This is a genomic window from Enterovibrio qingdaonensis, from assembly GCF_028683135.1.
Lineage (GTDB): Bacteria > Pseudomonadota > Gammaproteobacteria > Enterobacterales > Vibrionaceae > Enterovibrio > Enterovibrio qingdaonensis.
Genome location: NZ_JAJUBB010000021.1, coordinates 40,391 through 62,203 on the forward strand (window position 1 = coordinate 40,391; position 21,813 = coordinate 62,203).

Consider the following 21,813-nt stretch of genomic DNA (forward strand, 5'->3'; position numbering starts at 1 on the left):
AGGTAAATCGTATTTCGCGCAGCATCATGCCGCACATAAGCATACAGCGTACTTTATTTAAAGCATGAATTTCAACGATATGTATCACAAGGCTGACCACCAAGTGATAACAAATTTGCAAACAAATGGATGGTTTTTGCCAAGCTTTCTGATTCTTCCACACTTAACGTTATGACGACTTTTTATCGCTCTGATGATCGTCAACGCTGTGTAGTTGTCCATTCACCTCAAAATGAACGCGATTTCTGCCGTCTTGTTTCGCTTGGTAGAGTGCTTCATCTGCCGCATTGAACAAATCATCAGATGTTAGATTGGGTGTGGGCACCATCTGTGCGCAACCAACGGTTATTGTCACAATGAAATGTGATGAAATTGAGTGTTCTAACCCCAATTCTTCAATCCGTTTTCGGCATTTTTCAGCGACGTTAAGCGGATCGTTTGTATCCGGAAGAATAGCTACAAATTCCTCGCCGCCATAGCGGCAGAGGGTATCTTGCGATCGTAGCAACGTCATTTTGAGGGTCTGGCCAATTTTAGTAAGACATTCATCGCCTGCTAAGTGTCCATACTGATCATTAAACTCTTTGAAATGATCCACATCGAAAATGAGTAGAGAGATGCGAGAGTGATTCCTTTGCGCCCTTGCCCATTCCTGTTCAATCTGTGCGTCATAGTAGCGACGATTAAACAAACCCGTAAGCGTGTCTTTCTGCGTCAGTTGCCGTAAAGAGTGGTTGGCTTCGTCGAGCTCTTTTGTTCGGTCGATGACCTCTCTTTCAACCAGTTCTGCATGCTTAAACACTAATCGCATATATGCAGTAAACACCAAGGTGATAGCAATACCCGCGAATAAGATCACTAGCGGCAGCAAAGTTTTTTTACTTTGAACATACTCGTTGGTTGCCGTCGCTCTTAATTGCCACATTCTGCCAAGAACATTCAAATTGTTCGGTTGGTATGCCATTTCAGATACAGGATGTTTCCCCTTAGCTGGGACATATTTATACAGCTCATCACCTTTTTCATCGTCCGTTATGTCATAGATTTCTACCACAATTTCAGCGGGTAACTCTCCGTGCTGTGAGGCTATAAAAATATCCCGAATACGAAATACCCCAAGAACAACGCCAATCAAGTTATTACGGCGGTCTGCCAGAGTTGATATTGATCCTTTGAAGATAGGAACAATGGCAAGAAACCCTTTTTCATTTGCTGTTTCCTGCACCAAGGTGATGCTACTTGTTGATGCCGGGAAGCCAGAGTCTCTGACTTTATTGATAGTGGCTGCTCTGGAGGGGCTTGCGAAAAGATCAAATCCTAGTGCTTTTTCATTGCCAATGTAGGGTTCCACGAAGTAGACAGGGAAGTACTCTTCTCTTACTCCTGCTTCTATCATCTCGCCTTCTGGCGATAATTCCGTAAATTTAAACCCTGGAAACTCGCGTTGAAATGCGTTTTCGAAATGCTCGCGCTCCTCCTTTTTCACGAACGGTATCCATTCCAATGCTTGGATATCTCGATGTCGTTTTAAGGTTCGTCGCGCTTCCAATTGAAATTCGGAATAGGCGGTATGAGGATTACTGCGAAAAAGCGTCGCTAGCGAATGCAACGCTTCAAAGTTAGTAAAAAGGCTTTTTGAAAGAGATGCAGCGCGCTGATCAATGTCATTTTGAAATTCGACGGAAATCGTTTTTCTTTCTGTGTCCGCAACTATCCAGGCCATAAGTACTGAAATTGAAATGCCTATAAGTAACGCGAAAAACCTCGCATAACGGTATTTCATCAGTACCATGAGTCCACCAATGCTATCCATTTTTCCATTGAACACTAGATAGAGATAGTACAAAAAACGAGACAATGCGCGTATTTACATGAAATACATTTAGAAATTGCCTTAAGGACTGCCCATGTTTTGCCGTTCTATCACTCCTCTACGTGTTACAACGTTTGAACCAATATGGTGTGAGTTCTAACTATGACCGTAATGCTCTCTCCACCGCTTTTGGTGAGAAACCGTGAAGCACAGTATCCCCAATCCTAATGACTGGCACACCTCTCGCCCCCAATGCAGCGTGTTCTTTTTTACCTCTCGGCGTCCCAACATCACAGAGACGATAGGCGATTTTTTTGCTGTCGAAATACTGTTTTGCAGATTGGCAATGCGGGCAGTTTCGGCTGGTATACAGTACGATTCGTTTCATGGGAACTCTTATAATAAGCAACAACGCGTATACGCTTGGTGTTCCCCATTCTACCCAGAATGCGCGTTTGGTTGTACTCGCTTAACAACGCACGTAAACCAATGTTGAAGTACTAAAAACAACGGCGATAATAAAACTAGATGACACCGTCTTTCTTTAATTGGGCAAGAATCGCTTCCGCCCCCTCCTTCGGGGAAACATTCGCCATCACTTTCCCGCCGCTAGCCGCCTGGGCTGCAGTCGCGGCGAGAAATCTGTCTCGGCTTGACGCATTTGCGGCGACCGCCTTTGTCCGCTTGGGGCGTTTTTTTGCTGCCAACCATTGCCAGCTCTCTTTAACCGTATCCGTTTCAGCTTTCACTTCCAAAACGTTGATGACCCCATCGCGTGCCACCGTAAAGGCACTTTGCCTTGGTGCGGGAGCAGACGCTCCGGCAATCAACACCACAGGCAAGCTGACACGAAGCTTTCTGCGCTGCCCTCCCGCAAGTGCTTGGAGGACATCAATATGCTTTGTTGTTTGGTCAAGCACACTCACCACTTCCGGCACTATCGTGGCCCCTAGCGCATCGCCAACCAGATACGGCACCATGCCTGAAGACTCTCCATGTTCTGCCCGCGCGCCACAAAGAACCACGGAACACTTTTGCGCTTTGGCATAACTTGCCAGGGACAACGCAGCATCAGCATTGTCCGGTATATTCAGGACATCGATCTTATGCAGCCCCATACCTAGGTATTCCCTGAGAGCAGGAGAAGACGGGTCTCCAGCAAACACGACTTCTTGCCCATGTCCTATCTGAAGTGCCAACTCTAACGCTTTCGCATCATTCTCCGCTCTGCGCGCTCTCTCCGACAACGGGTGCAGTCCTTCAGATACCAACACTAATGTTTTATTAGCCTGCATGATCAAACACTCCCGCGGAATCAGATCCTTCAATTGCATTAACCAGTGCCTGCATAACCTCACTACTGTCAGCGATAACACTGAGGTCCGCGCGCTTGACCATGTCACAGTTTGGATCGGCATTGATCGCTATAACCGTATCGCAATGTGTCATGCCTTGAAGGTGCTGTATTGCTCCGGAAATACCGACGGCGACATACACCTTCGCATTCACATACGTTCCCGTCGCGCCGACTTGGGTCGTTCTGGGCATGAACCCATTGTCGACAGCAACACGGCTTGCACCTTCTGTCGCACCCAACGTTTTGGCGCATTGATGGAACAGAGCCCAATTTCGAACCCCGTTACCACCAGATAAAATAAAACGTGTTTCTGCCAAAGGAATATTGGCGGGATCAACTGCCACCTGCCCAAGATCTTCAATCCCGGCGTGTGAGTCACTTCCCGCTAAATGCGCGATCTCTTCCGCTTCAGTAACAAAGCCAGAGATCGGGTCTGCCACTTGCTCTTCCACCAAAAGGATCCGAGAAACCGCGCGATCGACACTTTTCGAGGCATCACCACTGCCACAATTTAGCGTCCCATCAAGGTAATGCTTACCGCGCGTCACCGGCCGTTCTTTCAATGACACCGCCAGCCTTCTCGCTAGATCACTGCCGCACAAAGACCCGTCGGCAAACACCCAATGCTTAGGCTGAAGCGTGTCTTCCAATACCAATAGATTTCGCAGCCACACTTCAGGCGAATAATCAGTGCTGCTCAAGGTCAGTGTTCGATGTGCGCCATACAGAGAAAGATCATCCGTGCGCGGGTATAACGAAATAAATAGTACCGCCGTCTGGTTGTCATACGTTGCACTGAGTTGATGAGCAAGCCCCAGCATGTCTTTGTCTAACACCGTGAGCTTGTCACTGTCCGCATCAGAAAACACGACAATAAAACCTTCAGGTTCAGGGATCGCATGAAGCGGTAACGTCGCCTCTTTCAAGCGTTGAGACGCTAATCCTTTCGCGACCGCAGCACCGGATCGATCGATGCGTTTAATACCCTCGGCACTCAGGATCCCCGTATTGTGAACGTCTTTTCGGTTGATCCCTCCGACCATCAGGCTGGAAGAGGCAGACACGCTGTCATAGTCTGGGTGTAGCCTGTTTCTGGCGATTCTTTCTGCTCTGGGATCTCGACGTATGATGTCATCCATAGCTAGCCCCTTAGCTGACCTTTCTTTCCGATTCAGCGTTATCTGCCAATGACTCCAATAGCATGACGGCGATGTCTTTCACATCTGGCCTTGGCAATACAACCCCTTCCAACATCACAGCACACTGCGGGCACGCGACGGCAACCTGTTCGGCTCCGGCATCCCGCACATCCTGCATTCTCATGTCTGGAATGCGACTCTCGCCCGGAATATCGGTTACTGGCGCGCCGCCACCGCCGCCACAACAACGCGACCGATATCCAGACCGTTCCATCTCTTTCACTTCAATGCCCATAGCTTTCAACAGATAACGCGGCGCATCGTATCCGCCGTTGTAGCGCCCGAGATAACAAGGGTCGTGATAAGTGACAGATTGCGAATTCTTTTGCTTGAACCTCAATTTACTCTGCTCTGTCAGTTGCGCCAGATACTCGGTGTGGTGCAAAACATCGTAGCTGCCACCAAAGTCGGCGTACTCGTTTTTTAACACGTGGTAGGCATGTGGGTCGGGCGTGACGATGACTCTGAATTGGTATTTGTTCAGGGTTTTGACATTGGCAATCGCCAAGCGTTGGAAGGTCGCTTCATCCCCCAATCGACGTGCTAAGTCTCCGCTGTCTAACTCTTCATTGCCCAATATGGCGAATTCCACGCCAGCTTGGCGAAGCAAAGCAACAACCGCTCGCAACGTTCTTTGGTAAGCGAGATCAAACGCCCCGTCTCCCGCCCACAACAGCACATCCGTTTTGCCAATATCTTTCAATAGATCTACCTTCAAATCGACCGACCAATTGGCACGATTTTTCGGTGAAAACCCGTTGGGATTGTCAGTGGTGATCAAGTTTTCCAACGCCTGAACACCTTTCCCCGCAGTCTCGCCTTTCGCGAGAGTAAGGTTTCTGCGCATGTCGACAATGGCATCAACATGCTCAATCATCATCGGGCATTCTTCGACACAGGCTCGGCATGTCGTACATGACCACACGGTGTCAGCACCCAAAAGGCGTTCGAACAAAGGTTCGTCTGGTGCGCCCTGACACGGCGTATCTGACTTACCAGGGTAATGACTACCGGCATACTTTTCCGTAGAACCGCCCGCCATGCCTACAACCAAGTCCTGAATCAGTTTTTTGGGGTTCAACGGCTGACCCGCCGCAAATGCCGGGCATACCTTTTCACAACGCCCACACTGCACACAGGCATCAAACCCCAGCAACTGGTTCCAATAGAAGTCTTTCGGTTTCTCTACGCCCAAGGTCGATTCATTGAGGTCAATAGGTTTTAACCCCGTGGAGCGGCCACCACCAAACCGTTCTTGGCGTCGGTGAAACCCAAGATGCAATGCCCCAGAGAAGGCATGCTTCATTGGACCGCCGCTGAACACACCAAAGAACAGTTCCGCCAAGCCAAAGATCACACCTCCTATACACAACGCCACCAAGATAAGCGGCTCACTATGCGAACTGAAAAGCAACAGGATGGATAACACTAAGCCAGACAAGGAGAAAGCCAACAGGCTGACAGGCAATCGTTGCCAGTCGCCTTTTGATAAATTTTCAGGCGGGTTATCTCGACGCTTTTTGACCTTCATCGCTCCGTAAGCCATGGCCGAAAAAGTGATTGCCATCAAGGCGTACGTGACAAGGTTGCCGATGCCAAACACGTACACAATAAGCATCAATATAACCGAGGCAACCAAGCCACCCGCGGTGGCAACGTGCGTATCAGCAAACGCTTTGTCTCTCGCCACCACATCGTGAAGATCGACAAGATAACGACGAGGAATGGAAGACAGTGCTGCAAGAAACGGAACTGGCTGCGGTTTTCCACGTCGCCAAAGCCTGACTCGCTTAAGTGCTCCTATGGCAAAGAGCACCACAGAAACTACCAATATCGCACCGATCAATGACGTCCACATGTATTGTTACCCCGCAGACCGTCAGAGATCTTTGAATATCCGCAACGCATCATAGATGGCTGCATGAATGTTTCTAGGTGCACCACAATCGCCAATCCGGAAGAGCAGGTAGCCCTCTTCCGTTTCTGCAAACGCAGGTTGTGGTTCAAAGGCAAACAAGGCATCGATATCCACCTGCCCTTTGTTGCTCGCGCCCTCTTTTAATGCGTAGTAAAGCGATTCATCAGGTCTGACACCGTTCTCTACCACCACTTGATCAACCACGCGCTCTTCGCGAACACCCGTGTACTCGTTTTCAAAGCGTGCGATCAGTTTGTCACCTTCTTTGTATACGCGTTCCAACGTCAAATCCGGCGTCATCACTACGTCACTCTGATAGAGACTGCGGTAATAGGTGGGGAAACTGGTACCGCCTACCGCAACACCTGGCTTGATATCGTCAGTGACTAATTCCACCAGCGATCCTTTCGACGCAAGATAATCCGCAACCGACATGCCCGCAAATTCACAAATAGTGTCAAACACCACCACATTTTTGCCTGGTTCAACCGCGCCGCTTAATATGTCCCAACTCGATACGACCAACCCATCATCCCCGCCCCATTCTGGGCTCTGATTGATGAAAGGTTTTCCGCCAACAGCCAGCACAACCACATCGGGATTTTCAGCCAGAATGGCCGATTCATCCGCCGCGGTGTTAAACACCAGATTCACGCCTAAACGACGCAGTTCCAGATCAAACCAACGTGTGATCCCTGCGATTTGCTCCCGTTGCGGTGCTTGTGCCGCCAATGTGATTTGCCCGCCAAGCTCGCTGTTTTTCTCAAACAGTGTGACTTGGTGACCACGTTCGGCGCAAACTCGCGCAGTCTCCATACCTCCGGGTCCGCCGCCAACGACAACAACCTTGCGGATCGGACCATCTGTTTTGGTGATGTTATGAGGGAGATGCGTTTCACGAGACGTGGCCGCATTTTGAATGCACAGGACGTCGATGCCTTGATATTGGCGATCGATACAATAGTTTGCGCCAACACACTGACGAATTTGGTCTGTCTGTCCTAATTTCACTTTGGTGATGAGATGCGGGTCAGCAAGATGTGCACGTGTCATACCAACAAAATCGACCAAACCGCTTTCCAACGCCCGTGCTGCTTGAACTGGATCTTTAATGTTTTGTGCATGCATGACAGGCACGCTGACCACACTGCGAATACCCGCTGCCAAATGGATAAAAGGCTCTGGCGGATAGGTCATATTTGGGATCACATTCGCCAGCGTATTGTGGGTATCACAGCCCGAACCCACCACGCTGAAGAAATCGATCAGCCCTAAACCATCGTAGTAAGCCGCAATTTCTTTCATTGCTTCATGGTCTAGGCCATCAGGGTGAAACTCATCGCCCGTCATGCGAATGCCAACGGCATAATCACGCCCAACTTCTGCCCGAACGGCTTTAAGGACTTCTACACCAAAACGCATGCGGTTTTCAAAACTGCCGCCCCATTCATCGGTTCGGTGATTAACGCGCGGGCTCCAGAATTGATCCACCAAATGTTGGTGTGCAAAAGAGAGTTCAACGCCATCTAGCCCACCGTCTTTTGCCCGCTTCACGGCTTTGGCAAAGTCATCAATCACGCGCCAGATTTCCTCGGGCTCAATGGTTTTACAGGTGGCACGGTGGACAGGCTCACGAATACCACTCGGGCTCATCAAGCTTGGCCAATTCCCCCCATCCCAACGTGAACGACGCCCCATGTGCGTCAATTGAATCATGATGTGGGCACCGTGCTTGTGCATCGCGTCAGCCAGATTTTGAAGGTGAGGAATGACATCGTCAGACGCCATGTTGACCGAACTCCACCAGCCTTGCGGGCTATCAATAGAAACCGGACTCGACCCACCACAAACACAAAGGCCGATTCCGCCTTTGGCTTTCTCTTCGTAGTATTTGATGTAACGCTCGGTGGTCATCCCATTTTCCGTTGCGTATACCTCGGCATGCGCTGTGCTGATCACACGATTTCTGATCGTGAGCTTATTGATGGCCAGCGGTTGAAAAATCGCGTCGAACTGAGACATTGCACTTCCTTATACATGACGGGCTAAGGCATCTTTTTCGCGCCTTTTACATAGCTTGTTTGACACTATCCGATCGGTTTCACCTCAAAGAGGCCAAACTCTATCCCTTCTTCCGCCCCACTTTGTAACTGGGTGGCGACCGTTTTAATGGGAAAACCCACACTGTCTGTTATCTGATCCATTGCGCCTGCAAACCAGCCTGTGAACATGTAGTCCACCTTCCGGTTTACCTTGCCGTAGTAGTAAACAAACGCTGAGTTCTCGAGCCTCACTTTTGCCGTACCCTGTGCGACATCGAGTTGCTCGATAAAGAATTGCCCCCAACCACGTTGAGAGAGTCGTTTCATGTAATGGTCAAAGACTTCAGCACCTGAAATGCCGTGTGTCGCGCCTTCTTTTTCACACCAGAAATAAGCTGATTTATAGCCTGCCTTATAAAGCAACTCTGCATAGACATCCGCACCAATAGCGTCTTCTACGGCAGCATGGTTATTGATAAAGAAATGCCGAGGAACATAGAGCATGGGTAATCCATCGGTGCTCCACACGCCTGTTTCGTCATCAACTTCAATCGGTATTTCCGGGGGATGATGTCCCATGTTCTCGTCCTTCATTCGTAACCCCAGTACATTTATTCGCCCCAAACATCTCTCAAGACGTTCACCCAGTTACCGCCCATGATTTTCTGCACCTTCTCGGGAGACCAACCGTTCGCCAGCAAGGCTTCAGTTAGGTTCGGGAATTCCCCGACAGTGCGAATGCCTTTGGGGTTAATGATCTCGCCAAAGCGTGTCAGTCTTCGGGCATAACCTTTGTCATGGGTGATCCATTCAAAGAACGCCTGATCGTGGCCTTGGGTAAAGTCAGTGCCGATGCCCACACAGTCTTCGCCAACCAAATCGACGATGTAGTCAATCGCTTCAACATAGTCTTCGATGGTGGATTGGATGCCGTTTTTCAAAAATGGCGCAAACATGGTGACCCCGATGAAACCACCATGGTCAGCAATGAATTTCAGCTCTTCATCGGACTTGTTGCGGGGGTGCTCTTTAAGGCCGAGTGGTAGGCAGTGGGAATAACAAACCGGTTTTTTCGATTCGAGTATGACTTCTTCTGACGTTTTTGGACCAACATGGGAAAGGTCACACATCATGCCGACACGGTTCATTTCCGCGACGACTTCCTTGCCGAATCCCGACAGACCACCATCACGCTCGTAGCAGCCTGTGCCGACCAAGTTTTGAGTGTTGTAAGCCATTTGAGCAATGCCCACACCCAGCTTTTTGAAAATTTCGATATAGCCAAGTTTGTCTTCGAATGCGTGGACATTCTGAAAGCCAAGCATAATGCCTGTCTTGCCTTCTTGCTTGGCGCGCAGAATGTCATCGGTCGAATGCACTGGGCGAATAAGGTCGCTGTTTTCTTCCATCAACTGGTTGAACTCAACAATGTTATCCACGGTTGCCTGAAAGCCTTCCCATACCGACACGGTGCAATTCGCCGCTGTCAGGCCCCCTTTCGCCATATCTTCAAACAGTGCACGATTCCACTTCGCGATGATCAACCCATCAATGATGATGGAGTCACGATGCAAAGCTGCCGCAATTGGATTGTTGTTCGACATCTTGTCTACCCACGTTAGCGTTCTCTTTATATGTAGTTCAAGTTAACCAACAAGGGGGTGATTCAGCGGTGCGATTGCGACAGGATTGAACAGGAATGCGTCGTTACCGATCTCTACCCTGACGGCTTTTCGTTCTCATCATTTTGACGAGAGAGGAGAACGGATAAATTGTCTGTCCCACAATGGTTTTCGGTAAAGGCTTGGTCGTGCCATATTCAGCTGGCCAGTGTGTTTTTGGCATATGCATGGTGCCAAATAGCCAATCAAACAGCACAAGGTGAGCACCAAAATTGGTATCGATCGCAGGCTTCTCTGAACTGTGGTGCCAATGATGAAACTGAGGCGTTACAAAGATGTACTTCAGAACACCAAACGGTAGCCTCGTATTGCAGTGAATCAAGACCGCCTGCAGTGCAGCAAACACGACGTAGGCATTTAGTACACCTTCCGATGGCCCTAAGAGATACAGCGGCACCATCACCATCGCGCGCTCAGAAAATACCTGGATGAAATGTCCTCGCGAACCCGCCAACCAATCGAGGTTTTCAACTGAATGATGAACCGCATGCACAGGCCAGAGGCATTTCACCACATGGAACAAACGGTGCTCCCAGTACAAAACAAAGTCAGCGGCAACAAGGACTATTAAGAACTGAAGAACGGTAGGTAGAGCCTGAAAACTTTCCTGAAATGAAGGACTAACCGCCCAGTTAAAATGACTCGTGTGGTAGTTGGCATAAATCAGAATGGCCGAAATGGCGAGGTGGTTAAAACAGAAATAGATAAAGTCCGTTTCCCACTCGGCACGAAGAATGACCTGATTTTTGTATTTAGGCAGAAGCTTTTCTAACGAGAGGAAAATCGCCGCAGACCCCAGCAGTGCCAAGATAAGCCAATCAACACCTAGCGAAAGCTCCATAGGTTCGACAGGCCCAACAGGAACGGCATACCCTCCAAGCGCAAAAGCCAACAGGGTGAGAAGAATGCCTGCACAGCCTAACCTGCGATACTTTTTTAAAAAGTGGGTCATTGCACCGAAGAACAATGAAAAGTACATGCCGTACTTCAGCACAACCTGCAGTTTTTCCGCATCGTACGCTTTACGAAGCTCGGTAGTCGTTAGCAACGAGGGGTAGAGGTACGCAAGCACAGCCAACAAGCTCAGTGCGCCTAAAAAAACCGAAAGGTAGCCACTGATTTTTCCATCGCCTAATCGAAACTGTCGCTCTGCGTCCAATTCAACCACGCGGTTTCGATATTCGTACTTTTCCTTGTTGCTCATAACTGCTTACTCTCGGGATTGGAGGAATAAGAGTATGTTAGCGTTGTGTTTAACGGCGTGCCCGCACGACGCTCCAAGTAACAAATAACGCCACATGACGTGGCGTTATATAGTACCTTCAGCGCAAGGTGTACTTAGAACAAGCCGACGATCTCACCATCATCGTCTAACGAGATATTGAGAGCCGCTGGGTGCTTGGGTAAGCCCGGCATGGTCATAACGTCCCCGCAAATCGCGACAACAAAGCCTGCACCGGCCATCAAACGCAACTCTCTGACAGAGAGAATGTGCCCTTCGGGTGCGCCTAACTCACTGGCTTCTGAAGAAAAACTGTAAGGCGTTTTTGCAATACAAATAGGAAGATGTCCAAACCCAAGATCATGAATTTCATCTAGCTGTTTTTGCGCTGCAATGTTGAACTGAACGTCTGCCGCACCGTAAAGCTCGGTGGCAACAGCACGAATTTTTTCATCAATGGCCTGTTCGTTTTCGTAAAGGTATTTCACTTGCGCACCGTCATTTTCCAGTGCAGATTTTACAGCTTCAGCGACCGCTTTCGCGCCCTCTCCACCTTCAGCCCAGTGTGTGGCTTCTTCTACACGCGCACCCAGTTTCAAACAGGCTTCTTTGATGGCAGTCAATTCCTGCGTGGTGTCTGTCGGGAAGCGGTTGATAGCAACAATCGGGTTCAGACCAAATTTCTGCATGTTTTGGATATGACGTTCGAGATTAACCATGCCGTTTGAAAGTGCCTCGACATTTGGCTCATCAAGCTGCATTTTCAGTAAGCCACCCTGCATTTTCAGGGCGCGCACGGTACAAACAAGCACGGCGACATCGGGTTCCAACCCAGAAATACGGGACTTGATATGAATGAACTTCTCTGCCCCTAAATCTGCACCAAATCCCGCCTCAGTCACGACCACGTCTGACAGCCCCATTGCAGTGCGTGTTGCCATCACTGAGTTACAACCATGGGCAATGTTAGCGAATGGTCCACCGTGGATAAGAGCAGGGTTATGCTCCAACGTTTGAATGAGGTTCGGTTGGATGGCATCTTTCAGCAACACTGTCATTGCACCGTCAGCACCTAATTCACGCGCTGTGACAGGCCGACCACTGGTATCGCGACCAATAATAATATTGCCCAATCTGCGTTGCAGATCTTTACGGTCTTCCGCCAGACATAAGATAGCCATGATTTCTGAGGCAACGGTGATATCAAAACCCGACTCTCTCGGCTGCCCATGCGCAGGGCCACCCAAACCTACCAAGGTATGACGCAACGCGCGGTCATTCATGTCCATCACGCGGCGCCACGTGATGCGCCTTGGGTCTAGGTCGAGTTCGTTGTCCCAGTGAATATGATTATCGATCAGTGCTGCCAGCAGATTGTGTGCGGAAGTGATGGCATGAAAGTCACCGTTAAAGTGCAGATTCAAATCTTCCATCGGGATCGCTTGTGAACGACCACCTCCTGCTGCACCACCTTTCACCCCAAAACAAGGGCCAAGAGATGGCTCACGCAAGCATACGCTGGTGTTAACGCCAATACTGTTCAACGCATCTGTCAAACCAATGCTGGTTGTTGTTTTCCCTTCACCCGCAGGTGTTGGTGTTATTGCCGTCACCAACACCAGCTTCCCTTGCTTCGTTGTTGTGTCAATCTGACCTAAATCAAGTTTCGCCTTGTAGTGTCCATAAGGAATAAGCGCATGATGCGCGACACCCAACTTGCGCTGAGCCACTTCGAAAATAGGCCAAGGTTTCACTGCACGTGCAATGTCGATATCCGGGGCACCCGGTGGGGGTAAAACTGTCATAGATGATTCTGCCAGTACTGTATTATTTTGGTTATTCATACCTGCCATCCAAACTTCATGACGACACAAGCAAGTGAGCCGATGACAACCATTGGTTTGACTGCTTTAAGCCACCAAACGGAAAAAGATGAATCCCTTGAAGCGACGTCGACGGGTGCGTCGCTTTATATTCACAAAGCGTTCTAAACAGCGCATCCGGTGTCCAAGGGCGCAGTAGTCTCGCTGCATTCATATTTTTGCGCAATGCCTTTGCGGAGGTTGATACACCACACTGCGCTGCGTATGCGAGCAAATTTTTCAACCGTGTTGGGCCAGCAAGGCCCAAGTAGACCGGAATTGACGACAAAATGGTTTGATGTTCATCAAGCCATTTAATGAGTGATTCATCATCAAATGAAAACTGTGTTACAACCCAAAGTTCCAGTCCGTGTGCTTTTGCATAATCACGCTTAAACATAAGTGCTTCTTTTAATGCGGTATTATCTGCTTTGGGGTGCCCTTCAGGATGCCCTGCAACGCCCATCCCTGTTAGGCCGTACTCGGTCAAAATACCTGAGGCCAACAATGCAAGCGTATCTTGGTACGGTCCCAATGCTTTTTCTGTGTCACCCGCGATGAGCAATACCTCTTTCACACCTATACGTTGAAGAGACGCCAACCATGCGCGCAAGGTTTCTGCATCAGGTACGCTGCGCGCTGGAAGATGAGGAACTGGCTTCATCCCCCAGCCTAGCAAGGTTTCACAGGCACTAAATGCGTTTTCAAATGCTGCGTTGGGCAAAAACGGAACATACACCCGCATACCTTGATGCATCCACTCTGGTGCGGTAGCACCTAAGTCAACGATTTGTTTGGGCGTTGCTTCTAAAGAAGACTGAGAGAGCAATGCGTTAGCTGCTGATACAGGATCAACCAGCTCTGGCAACGTACGGTTGCCATCTGAAATACTGTCCATGGTCATGAAACGTGTCGCCTAGAGGGAAGCAAGGCGCAGTGAACACACTGCGCCATAATGCTAATCGACGAAGTCACTGCCGCGAGATTTCGCCACTTCTCGAGAGTTTGGATTAACAGAAGGGCGGAAGGGTACATCAACTACCTCTGCATCCACAACTTCTCCGCCATATTCAGACGGTAACGCCACTTTCAGTTTGGTGCCTACGTCCCGCATATCCCAAGGAACATGGCAAAGCGCGATATTCGTTTCGAGCTCTGGGCTGTACCAAGGCGACGTTACGTAGCCGATGGCATCACCACCGTCTGCGCCATAGATCAGCCAAAAGTCATTGGAGTAATCAATAACCTGCTCTCCGCCAAACACAATGCCGACCATGCCAAGTTCGTAAGGCGAATTACCGGCTTCAATGTCATCTCGCGCTTTTTCCAGCGCGGCTTTACCGATGTAGTCACCCTCTTTATTTTTGGGAACTTGGTACGCAAGGTTACATTGAAACGGTGACACTTCTTGGTCGATGTCCTGACCCCAAGACAGAATTCCCGCAGCAATACGGCGATGGTGTGCAGGTGCAATCACCATCAGGTTATGAGCTTTACCCGCTTCCAATACGCCATACCAGACTTTCTCTGCATGCAGCGTGGCGTCTTTACAGTAGATTTCGTACCCTTTTTCTCCGGTAAACCCGGTCTGGGAAATAATGACATCAGCCCCATTCAAGTTACCTTCCATTAACCCGTAGAAGGGGATATCACTGACCGCTGGCCCAAAGAGATCAGCCATCAGTGCTTCTGATTTAGGCCCTTGAATTTGCAATGGCGCGACATCAATTTCCGCGATACTGACATCAAACCCCTTGCCAACATTTACGCCCTGAAGCCAAAGTTCAAGATCACTGTCAGAGATTGAAAACCAAAACTCATCCTCGGCAGGACGAAGCAAGACTGGATCGTTAAGAATCCCCCCTTCTTCGTTGCAAAGAATCACGTATTTTCCGTGCATTGGTTTTATAAGGTTGGCTGCTCGGGTAATAACAAAATCTACAAATTTCTCCGCGTCTGGCCCTTTGACCTGTATCTGACGCTCTACTGCTACATTCCACATGGTTACGTGATTAACCAGTGCATCGTACTCGACCATTGCACCGCCATCTTCTGGTAGCACATAGCCGCGTGGGTGGTAAATGCGGTTGTAGACCGTTGCGCGCCAGCAGCCTGCTTCAAAAGCGAGGTGCCAATAAGGCGATTTTCTGACACGCGTCGAAATGAGCATTTCGACAGGCGTAGGGCCAGATTGCCTTAAGTTGATGGGAACGCGTCGTGTGGATTGTTCTACGGAGGTGTTATGTCTCGCTGCGCCTGCTCTTGCCTGAAGGAGGCTTTTGTCACTGTCGGTCATGGCTGAACCCTCATAAGTGCCCTAGCGTTTATACCTAAACAACTTGGTCGCAGGTTATTTGGGTATATCTCAATTAACATGGGCGTTTTTCGCCATGAAAATTGTTCAACGTGCGACACCTCAAAAAGCAAACGCGTCAAAAAACGACAGGGAACCTTCAGTTTTCACCTGCAGCAATGGGTAACTTGGGTATACACTGTAGGGCTGAAATCACAAAGAGAATAAACAATGCCACGTATATTATGTTTTGGTGATTCAAACACTTGGGGCTACAACCCTTCAAACGGACAACGATGGCCTGAAGGCGTTCGTTGGACATCCCGTCTTGATGAACATCTCAACCAAAATACGTCGCAGGACGAACATTGGTATGTGTTGGAAGAAGGTTTGAATGGTCGTACGACAGTTTGGAATGACCCCATGAAACCTTATCGTGATGGTAGTGCCGCGTTGCCTATGCTTTTACTTACGCATCGCCCATTAGACTGGGTGGTCATCATGCTGGGTACCAACGATCTTAAATCTCAATTTCCGTCAGAACCAGCCTGGATTGCAGAAGGGATAAGAAAGCTCGTAAATCAAATTCGTGATACTGACAACGCCTCTTATCCTACGCCACAAATCCTCATCGTCTCTCCTCCTCCAATGCATGACGATAACAATTGGGCTCTCGGTTTTAGAAATGGTAGAGAAAAATCGTTGGAGTTGTCTGAGCATTTCAGTGTGGTGGCACAAGATGAAATGTGCGATTTCCTTGACGCCAGTGAGGTGTGCGAAGCCTCACCGATTGACGGATTACATTTGGATCAGGAGGGTCACGCAGCACTGGCAGAAGCCATCGCTGAATTCCTTATCGATAAGTCGAGTGATCGTTAAGCAAACCAACCACGTAAGCCGTTATATTTCCTCGATAAGAGACAACCTATGTATAAACGGCTTTTCATTCTCTTCACGACGTTTGCGTTAGCAGCTTGTCAAACAGTCCCTGATGGGATTACGCCTGTCGCTCAATTCGAAAAATCCCGTTTTTTAGGAGAGTGGTATGAGATCGCACGTCTCGACCATTCCTTTGAAAACGGTCTGTCGGAAGTTACAGCGCAATATGTTGCGCGCACAGATGGTGGCATTGATGTCATCAACAGAGGATTTAAACAGAAAGACAATGCGTGGACAGAGGCTATAGGACGCGCATATTTTGTTGAAGACACTTATTTGGGGCATCTTAAAGTTTCTTTTTTTGGTCCTTTCTACTCGTCTTACGTGGTGTTTGAATTAGGTGAGGATTACGAGTACGCCTTTGTTTCGGGTTACAGCAAAGACTACCTCTGGCTTCTTGCCCGACGTCCGACAGTATCGAATGAATTGCTTATGCGATTCCTACGTATTGCAGATGAAAAAGGCTTCGATGTCGAAGAAATCATTCTATCTCAATGAGATAATTATCACGCATTTCAGCGTATCCTCAGTGAAAGTTGGGCTAAAATCTCCTTTTTTGCTTAATTTAGCAACAAACTCGGTCGCCTTTTGCATAAAGCACTAAACTTCATTTTTGCTTTTTGTTTAAATACCCAAGTAATAACAAATAACTCAATAAAAATGCCAATTACAACTGATACTCAAGCTATGCGCAGCACACTTGCTCGCCTAAATCACGATGCCATTGACTCCATGAGCCCTGAAGGCGAGTGCACCATTAAGGTTGCCGATCTTTCAACACTGATGGCGGCATACAAGATAGAACTCAACAAAAACCGCGGACTAAAGAAAACGCTCGCAATGACAGAACAACGTCAGCGTTAGCACTCTCATACCGCGGTCGCCAATTTTGTATCGTTGGGACATGCAATGCCTTACACCTTAATCAAATCATCAAATCCCGAGGACTTTGTGCTCGTTCATCGCTTTTTGATGCAGGCGATTCAACGCCTGAGAGCGGCTGGTATCCCTTTGTGGGAACCCGAAGACGTTTCTGTTGATGCCTTGGTTAAAGCCTATGGAACTCACAGTCTCTACTTGGTGATGGACAACGAGAAAACAATTGGAGGTGTGTTCGTTTTAGAAGAAGATGCGCTCTTTTGGCCAGAAATTGTCACCAATGACAGCTTTTTCTTTCATAAGCTCGTGATTGGCGATGACTTCATCACCAAAGGTATTGGTCACCGCGTGCTCGACGCTTTGGTGGAACTGGCAAAAAGTCATGGCAAACATTGGTTGCGCTGTGACTGCCATGGCGATCGTCCGCGTCTGCGCAACTTTTACGAATCATTTGGGTTTTACTTCATTGATAGAAAAACCGTCGAAGGGTTTGATGCTGCTCGCTACGAATACCCTTGCCTATAGTCCTTCTTTCCTTCGTCACACCTCGATTTATCCTTGTTCACCTCAGCTCTCATTAACTCGTTGAAATGACATTTTTGCGAGGGGAGGCCAGTCAAATAACGCCCGATCATTGAACCTATTCGTTTTCACCAATAAAGCGATGAGGTGCCTCGCAACGGAAAGGTAGAAAGCGTTGCAAACAACAGACTACTCTTTAGTAAAGGAAAGAACGAAGGTTGTGATGTCGACCTGAATACGTTTTAATCAATCCCTTCCAGACGATTTAGTCACCCGGTTCAAGGATTGCCCGCGCCATGCTAAAAAACGCCATTCCCTTTATCTTCGTCCTTCTCTGGAGCACAGGGTTTATTGGCGCAAAATTCGGGCTTCCGTATGCGGACGCCGCTACATTCCTCTTTATCCGCATGGTGCTCAATGTTCTCGTGTTTGTCGTGATTCTCTCGATACTCAAACCCGCAATGCCTCAAGGAAAGGCCTTATTTCATGTCATGATGTCAGGGTTAATGATCCATGGGTTTTATCTTGGCGGAGTATTCGCTGCAATCGGCTTTGGCATGCCAGCAGGCCTTTCGTCTTTGTTAGTTGGCTTTCAACCTATCCTGACCGCACTAATCGTCATTAACCTTTCCAGTGAAAGGCTTAACCCCGCGCAATGGCTGGGGTTGATCGCGGGAATCATCGGCATAGGCCTTGTTGTGCAAGGAAAAATGAGCTGGAACAGCGATGCGCAACCGTTCTACGCTTACTTGTTCGTTTTCACTGCATTGATAGGTATCACGCTGGGCACCTTGTATCAAAAGCACTTCTGTCAGGGCGTGGATTTAGTCTCGTGTGCCATGTGGCAATACGTCGCGGCTGGCATTTTCTTCCTTCCGATCGCATGGCTCGTTGAAGGGTTTAACGTAACCTGGTCACTCACTTTTACGCTGACAATGATCTGGTCAGTGTTGGCACTTTCTGTCGTTGCCGTTCTGCTTTATTTATACATGGTCGGACAAGGTGCGGCTTCTAAGGTCACGTCTGTTATCTACTTGGTGCCACCAGTAACTGCTATTCAAGGTTGGTTGTTCTTCGATGAGGCCTTTTCAATCTCAACCGTCGTTGGGTTTTCCATCTGTGCATTAGCCGTTTACCTCGTCATGCGAGCGCCTAAGCTGAGCTTGTCCAAATAACTCACTGCATCAAAAAGCGCGGAGAATATCTTCCGTGCTTTCTTCATTTCATGCCTCGATTTTTGCTTCTCTTCTTACTGCATAACCTTGCGTGGTGACGCTCAATTATTATTCAATTTTAAGTTCTAATTTTGCGCATAATTAAGGATTAATTGAATATATCGCAAGCAAAATGAAAATGAATTGACTTCTTATTCGATTTTTACGACATTTTATGCCCCTTTAATGTTGAGAATGATGGAATGTCTCAAGCACACCTTCAAACACAAGACCAAGCACCCGCGTCGTCAAAGTGGCAAATGCCTGACACACTGATCTTGATCTTTTTCGTTGGGCTTTTTGCCGCAGCAATGACTTACCTGATCCCTGTGGGTCAATTTGATAGCCAACAAGTCACCTATTTGGTGGATGGTGCAGAAAAATCCCGCACCGTTATCAACCCTGAATCCTTCCGCTACGTCACTGACGAAAACGGTGATGCCGTCTATAACCGCGTGCAGTTTTTCGCGTCTGGTGGCGGTATTGGCTTGATGAACTTCCCTTTTGAAGGGCTCGTTTCTGGTTCGAAATGGGGCTCAGCAATTGGCGTTATCATGTTCATGCTCATCATCGGCGGTGCGTTCGGTATCGTCATGCGCACCGGAACCATTGATAACGGCATCTTGAAGCTAATCGACAAAACCAAGGGCAGTGAAGCACTTTTTATTCCTGTACTCTTCTTACTGTTCTCCTTGGGCGGTGCCGTATTCGGTATGGGTGAAGAAGCCGTTGCATTCGCCATTATCATCGCACCTCTTATGGTTCGATTAGGCTACGACGGCATCACAACCGTGATGGTGACATACGTTGCAACGCAGGTCGGTTTTGGCACCTCTTGGATGAACCCGTTCTCCGTCGCAATCGCTCAAGGCATTGCAGGTGTTCCTGTTCTGTCAGGCATGACTTTCCGCATGGTAATGTGGGCGGGCTTTACACTGGTGGGTATTGCATTCACCATGATGTACGCAGCGCGAATCAAAGCAAACCCTGAAGCCTCTTACAGCTTCCATTCAGATGCATACCTGAAAGAGAAGAAAGTCGAGGAAAGTGAGGTTCGTTGGAACCTGGGTGATACATTGGTCATCCTGACCGTTATCGCCACGACTGTCTGGGTAGTATGGGGCGTGGTAGTACACGCTTGGTACATTCCAGAAATCGCGTCTCAGTTCTTCACCATGGGGTTTGTCGTTGCAATCATCGCGATGATTTTCAAACTCAATAACATGACCATGAACGATGTTGCCGCGTCCTTTAAAGAAGGTGCAGGCATCATGTTGGCACCCGCGTTATTGGTAGGTTGCGCGAAAGGCGTACTTCTCTTGTTGGGCGGTGGCTCTGCAGAACCGAGTGTACTGAATACCATTTTGCACAATACAGGTGGCGCAATCAGCGAATTACCTTCTGCCGTAGCAGCATGGCTGATGTATGTGTTCCAATCCGTGTTCAATTTCTTCGTGACATCTGGCTCCGGTCAGGCTGCTCTGACAATGCCTCTTCTGGCTCCGTTGTCTGACATTGCGGGTATCACACGTCAAGTCGCTGTCTTAGCATTCCAGCTAGGTGATGGCTTCACCAACATCATCGTTCCAACCTCAGCGTCTTTGATGGCAACGCTAGGTGTATGTCGCATTGACTGGGGCAACTGGGCGAAATTCGTCTGGCGCTTCATGCTACTTCTCTTTGTCATCGCCAGTGTGACAGTTGTAGGTGCACATTTGGCTGGCTTCGCGTAAGCTTACTTAGTTAGCAAATAACAATGTTATCAATAAAGGCGAGATGAAAATCTCGCCTTTTTCAAAATAAGAAAAAGAACATGACGACGTATATTAAAGGCAACAAAATCGACGGTCTGGACGTGATTAGCTCTCTCAACGTCGACCAGCTCGACGCTGGCCAACATAAGTTCTGGTTCCGCGCAGCCACAGATGCATTGGCGCAATGGCAGCATCTGCCTGTTTGGGTATTTAAAGGGACTAAACCGGGCAAAAAAATCATGATCACCGCAGGTGTTCATGGTGATGAATACAATGGCGTATTATCTGCACAAGCGATTGCACGTAGCCTGAAAGGCAAAGATATTGCTGGCTGCATCACCATTGTTCCGACGGTGAATTTAACAGGTATGTTGCACCATAGCCGCGACTTTACGTCTTCCGACCCTGACGTTTCCGATGGTAACCTTAACCGCGTATTTCCGGGTAATGCGCACGGTAATGAGCCTCAGCGCTACATTTACACGATTTGGTACAACCTTTTGAAACCAAATGCAGAGCTCGCCATTGATCTTCACACTCAAACGTCAGGCACTGTATATCCGCTCTACGTTTTTGCAGACTTTCGCCTTAACGATGCATTGAACATGGCACGCTTGATGAGTCCAGATGCCATTTTGAATGACCCAGGCGAAGCGGGCGTTCTAGAAACTGTTTGGAACGAAAATGATATTCCAAGCATTACCGTTGAAATCGGTATGGGCCGTTATACTGATTTAGCCATGGTTCAACGCACGCTTGAAGGTGCCACCAATATTCTGACGCACTATGGGAACTTGTCGGGCACTGTTAACGAACCCGTACCAGCCATCGAAAGCGCACGCGTGACCAGCCTACGTGCAGAACAAGGCGGCTTTATCATCCCAGAAGTTGCGCTTATGCAAACGGTCACCAAAGGCCAATTACTGGCGCGTCAATATGACAGCTTTGGTGAAGAAGAACACCAATACATTGCACCGGAGGATGGTGTCGTGCTTAGCCATAACATCGAATCAATGCGTGCTGCTGGCTCGTTGGCTATTCGCCTGATCCATCCTGACGCGTAAGCTCCGCGTAACAACAAAAAAGGCCGCACTCGCGGCCTTTGTTATATCTAACG

General features: G+C 48.6%; 19 protein-coding genes. 7 read left to right on the plus strand and 12 right to left on the minus strand.

Translation table 11 applies throughout. The features are described 5' to 3' along the window. Positions 1-169 precede the first annotated feature (169 nt). The 12 genes from LRP49_RS20900 to LRP49_RS20955 all read right to left on the minus strand — a co-directional run bounded on the left by LRP49_RS20900 (position 170) and on the right by LRP49_RS20955 (position 15,391). Entirely contained in the window at positions 170-1,813 is a 1,644-nt protein-coding gene (locus tag LRP49_RS20900) for a CHASE domain-containing protein (RefSeq protein ID WP_274144648.1), read from the minus strand. A gap of 160 nt (positions 1,814-1,973) precedes the next feature. Beyond that, positions 1,974-2,201, minus strand: a complete 228-nt coding sequence (locus tag LRP49_RS20905; RefSeq protein WP_274144650.1) for a glutaredoxin family protein — start codon at positions 2,199-2,201, stop codon at positions 1,974-1,976. Between the two features lie 136 nt (positions 2,202-2,337). After that, on the minus strand, positions 2,338-3,108 hold the full coding sequence (locus LRP49_RS20910; protein ID WP_274144652.1) for an adenine nucleotide alpha hydrolase family protein: 771 nt from the start codon (positions 3,106-3,108) through the stop codon (positions 2,338-2,340). Beyond that, positions 3,098-4,309, minus strand: a complete 1,212-nt coding sequence (locus LRP49_RS20915; protein ID WP_274144654.1) for an electron transfer flavoprotein subunit alpha/FixB family protein — start codon at positions 4,307-4,309, stop codon at positions 3,098-3,100. The genes LRP49_RS20910 and LRP49_RS20915 overlap by 11 nt, the downstream gene beginning before the upstream one ends. A 10-nt stretch (positions 4,310-4,319) precedes the next feature. Next, a complete protein-coding gene (locus LRP49_RS20920; protein ID WP_274144655.1) occupies positions 4,320-6,227 on the minus strand; it encodes a (Fe-S)-binding protein in 1,908 nt (635 codons plus the stop codon). Positions 6,228-6,248: 21 nt separating this feature from the next. Beyond that, positions 6,249-8,309, minus strand: coding sequence for an NADH:flavin oxidoreductase (locus LRP49_RS20925; protein ID WP_274144656.1), 2,061 nt, complete (start codon positions 8,307-8,309; stop codon positions 6,249-6,251). A 65-nt stretch (positions 8,310-8,374) separates the two neighbouring features. After that, positions 8,375-8,908: a DUF5943 domain-containing protein gene (locus LRP49_RS20930; RefSeq protein WP_274144658.1), complete on the minus strand. Its 534-nt coding sequence runs from the start codon at positions 8,906-8,908 to the stop codon at positions 8,375-8,377. A 32-nt stretch (positions 8,909-8,940) separates the two neighbouring features. Next, a complete protein-coding gene (locus LRP49_RS20935) occupies positions 8,941-9,933 on the minus strand; it encodes a dipeptidase (protein ID WP_274144660.1) in 993 nt (330 codons plus the stop codon). A gap of 103 nt (positions 9,934-10,036) precedes the next feature. Beyond that, complete coding sequence (locus LRP49_RS20940) at positions 10,037-11,215, minus strand: sterol desaturase family protein (protein WP_274144662.1); 1,179 nt, start codon at positions 11,213-11,215, stop codon at positions 10,037-10,039. Positions 11,216-11,349: 134 nt separating this feature from the next. Next, positions 11,350-13,077, minus strand: coding sequence for a formate--tetrahydrofolate ligase (locus LRP49_RS20945; protein ID WP_274144664.1), 1,728 nt, complete (start codon positions 13,075-13,077; stop codon positions 11,350-11,352). 16 nt (positions 13,078-13,093) lie between these two features. Then, positions 13,094-13,999: a methylenetetrahydrofolate reductase gene (locus LRP49_RS20950; protein WP_274144666.1), complete on the minus strand. Its 906-nt coding sequence runs from the start codon at positions 13,997-13,999 to the stop codon at positions 13,094-13,096. Between the two features lie 54 nt (positions 14,000-14,053). After that, positions 14,054-15,391 carry a glycine cleavage T C-terminal barrel domain-containing protein gene (locus LRP49_RS20955; protein WP_274144668.1) on the minus strand — a complete coding sequence of 446 codons (1,338 nt, stop codon included), beginning with the start codon at positions 15,389-15,391 and terminating at the stop codon, positions 14,054-14,056. A 228-nt stretch (positions 15,392-15,619) separates the two neighbouring features. On the opposite strand from LRP49_RS20955, the gene LRP49_RS20960 reads away from it, so the two are divergent. The 7 genes from LRP49_RS20960 (at position 15,620) to LRP49_RS20990 (ending at position 21,760) form a co-directional block, all read left to right on the plus strand. Continuing rightward, positions 15,620-16,267, plus strand: a complete 648-nt coding sequence (locus LRP49_RS20960) for an SGNH/GDSL hydrolase family protein (protein ID WP_274144670.1) — start codon at positions 15,620-15,622, stop codon at positions 16,265-16,267. Between the two features lie 48 nt (positions 16,268-16,315). Next, a complete protein-coding gene (locus tag LRP49_RS20965; RefSeq protein ID WP_274144671.1) occupies positions 16,316-16,825 on the plus strand; it encodes a lipocalin family protein in 510 nt (169 codons plus the stop codon). Between the two features lie 162 nt (positions 16,826-16,987). Continuing rightward, the gene (locus tag LRP49_RS20970; RefSeq protein ID WP_274144672.1) at positions 16,988-17,191 is read left to right on the plus strand and encodes a hypothetical protein; all 204 of its coding nucleotides are present in this window, start codon (positions 16,988-16,990) and stop codon (positions 17,189-17,191) included. Between the two features lie 45 nt (positions 17,192-17,236). Further along, positions 17,237-17,731: a GNAT family N-acetyltransferase gene (locus tag LRP49_RS20975; protein WP_274144674.1), complete on the plus strand. Its 495-nt coding sequence runs from the start codon at positions 17,237-17,239 to the stop codon at positions 17,729-17,731. Positions 17,732-18,024: 293 nt separating this feature from the next. Continuing rightward, positions 18,025-18,903: a DMT family transporter gene (locus tag LRP49_RS20980; RefSeq protein ID WP_274144676.1), complete on the plus strand. Its 879-nt coding sequence runs from the start codon at positions 18,025-18,027 to the stop codon at positions 18,901-18,903. Between the two features lie 299 nt (positions 18,904-19,202). Continuing rightward, positions 19,203-20,675, plus strand: coding sequence for a putative basic amino acid antiporter YfcC (gene yfcC / locus LRP49_RS20985; protein WP_274144700.1), 1,473 nt, complete (start codon positions 19,203-19,205; stop codon positions 20,673-20,675). Positions 20,676-20,755: 80 nt separating this feature from the next. Next, positions 20,756-21,760, plus strand: a complete 1,005-nt coding sequence (locus LRP49_RS20990; RefSeq protein ID WP_274144678.1) for a succinylglutamate desuccinylase/aspartoacylase family protein — start codon at positions 20,756-20,758, stop codon at positions 21,758-21,760. Positions 21,761-21,813: the final 53 nt, after the last annotated feature.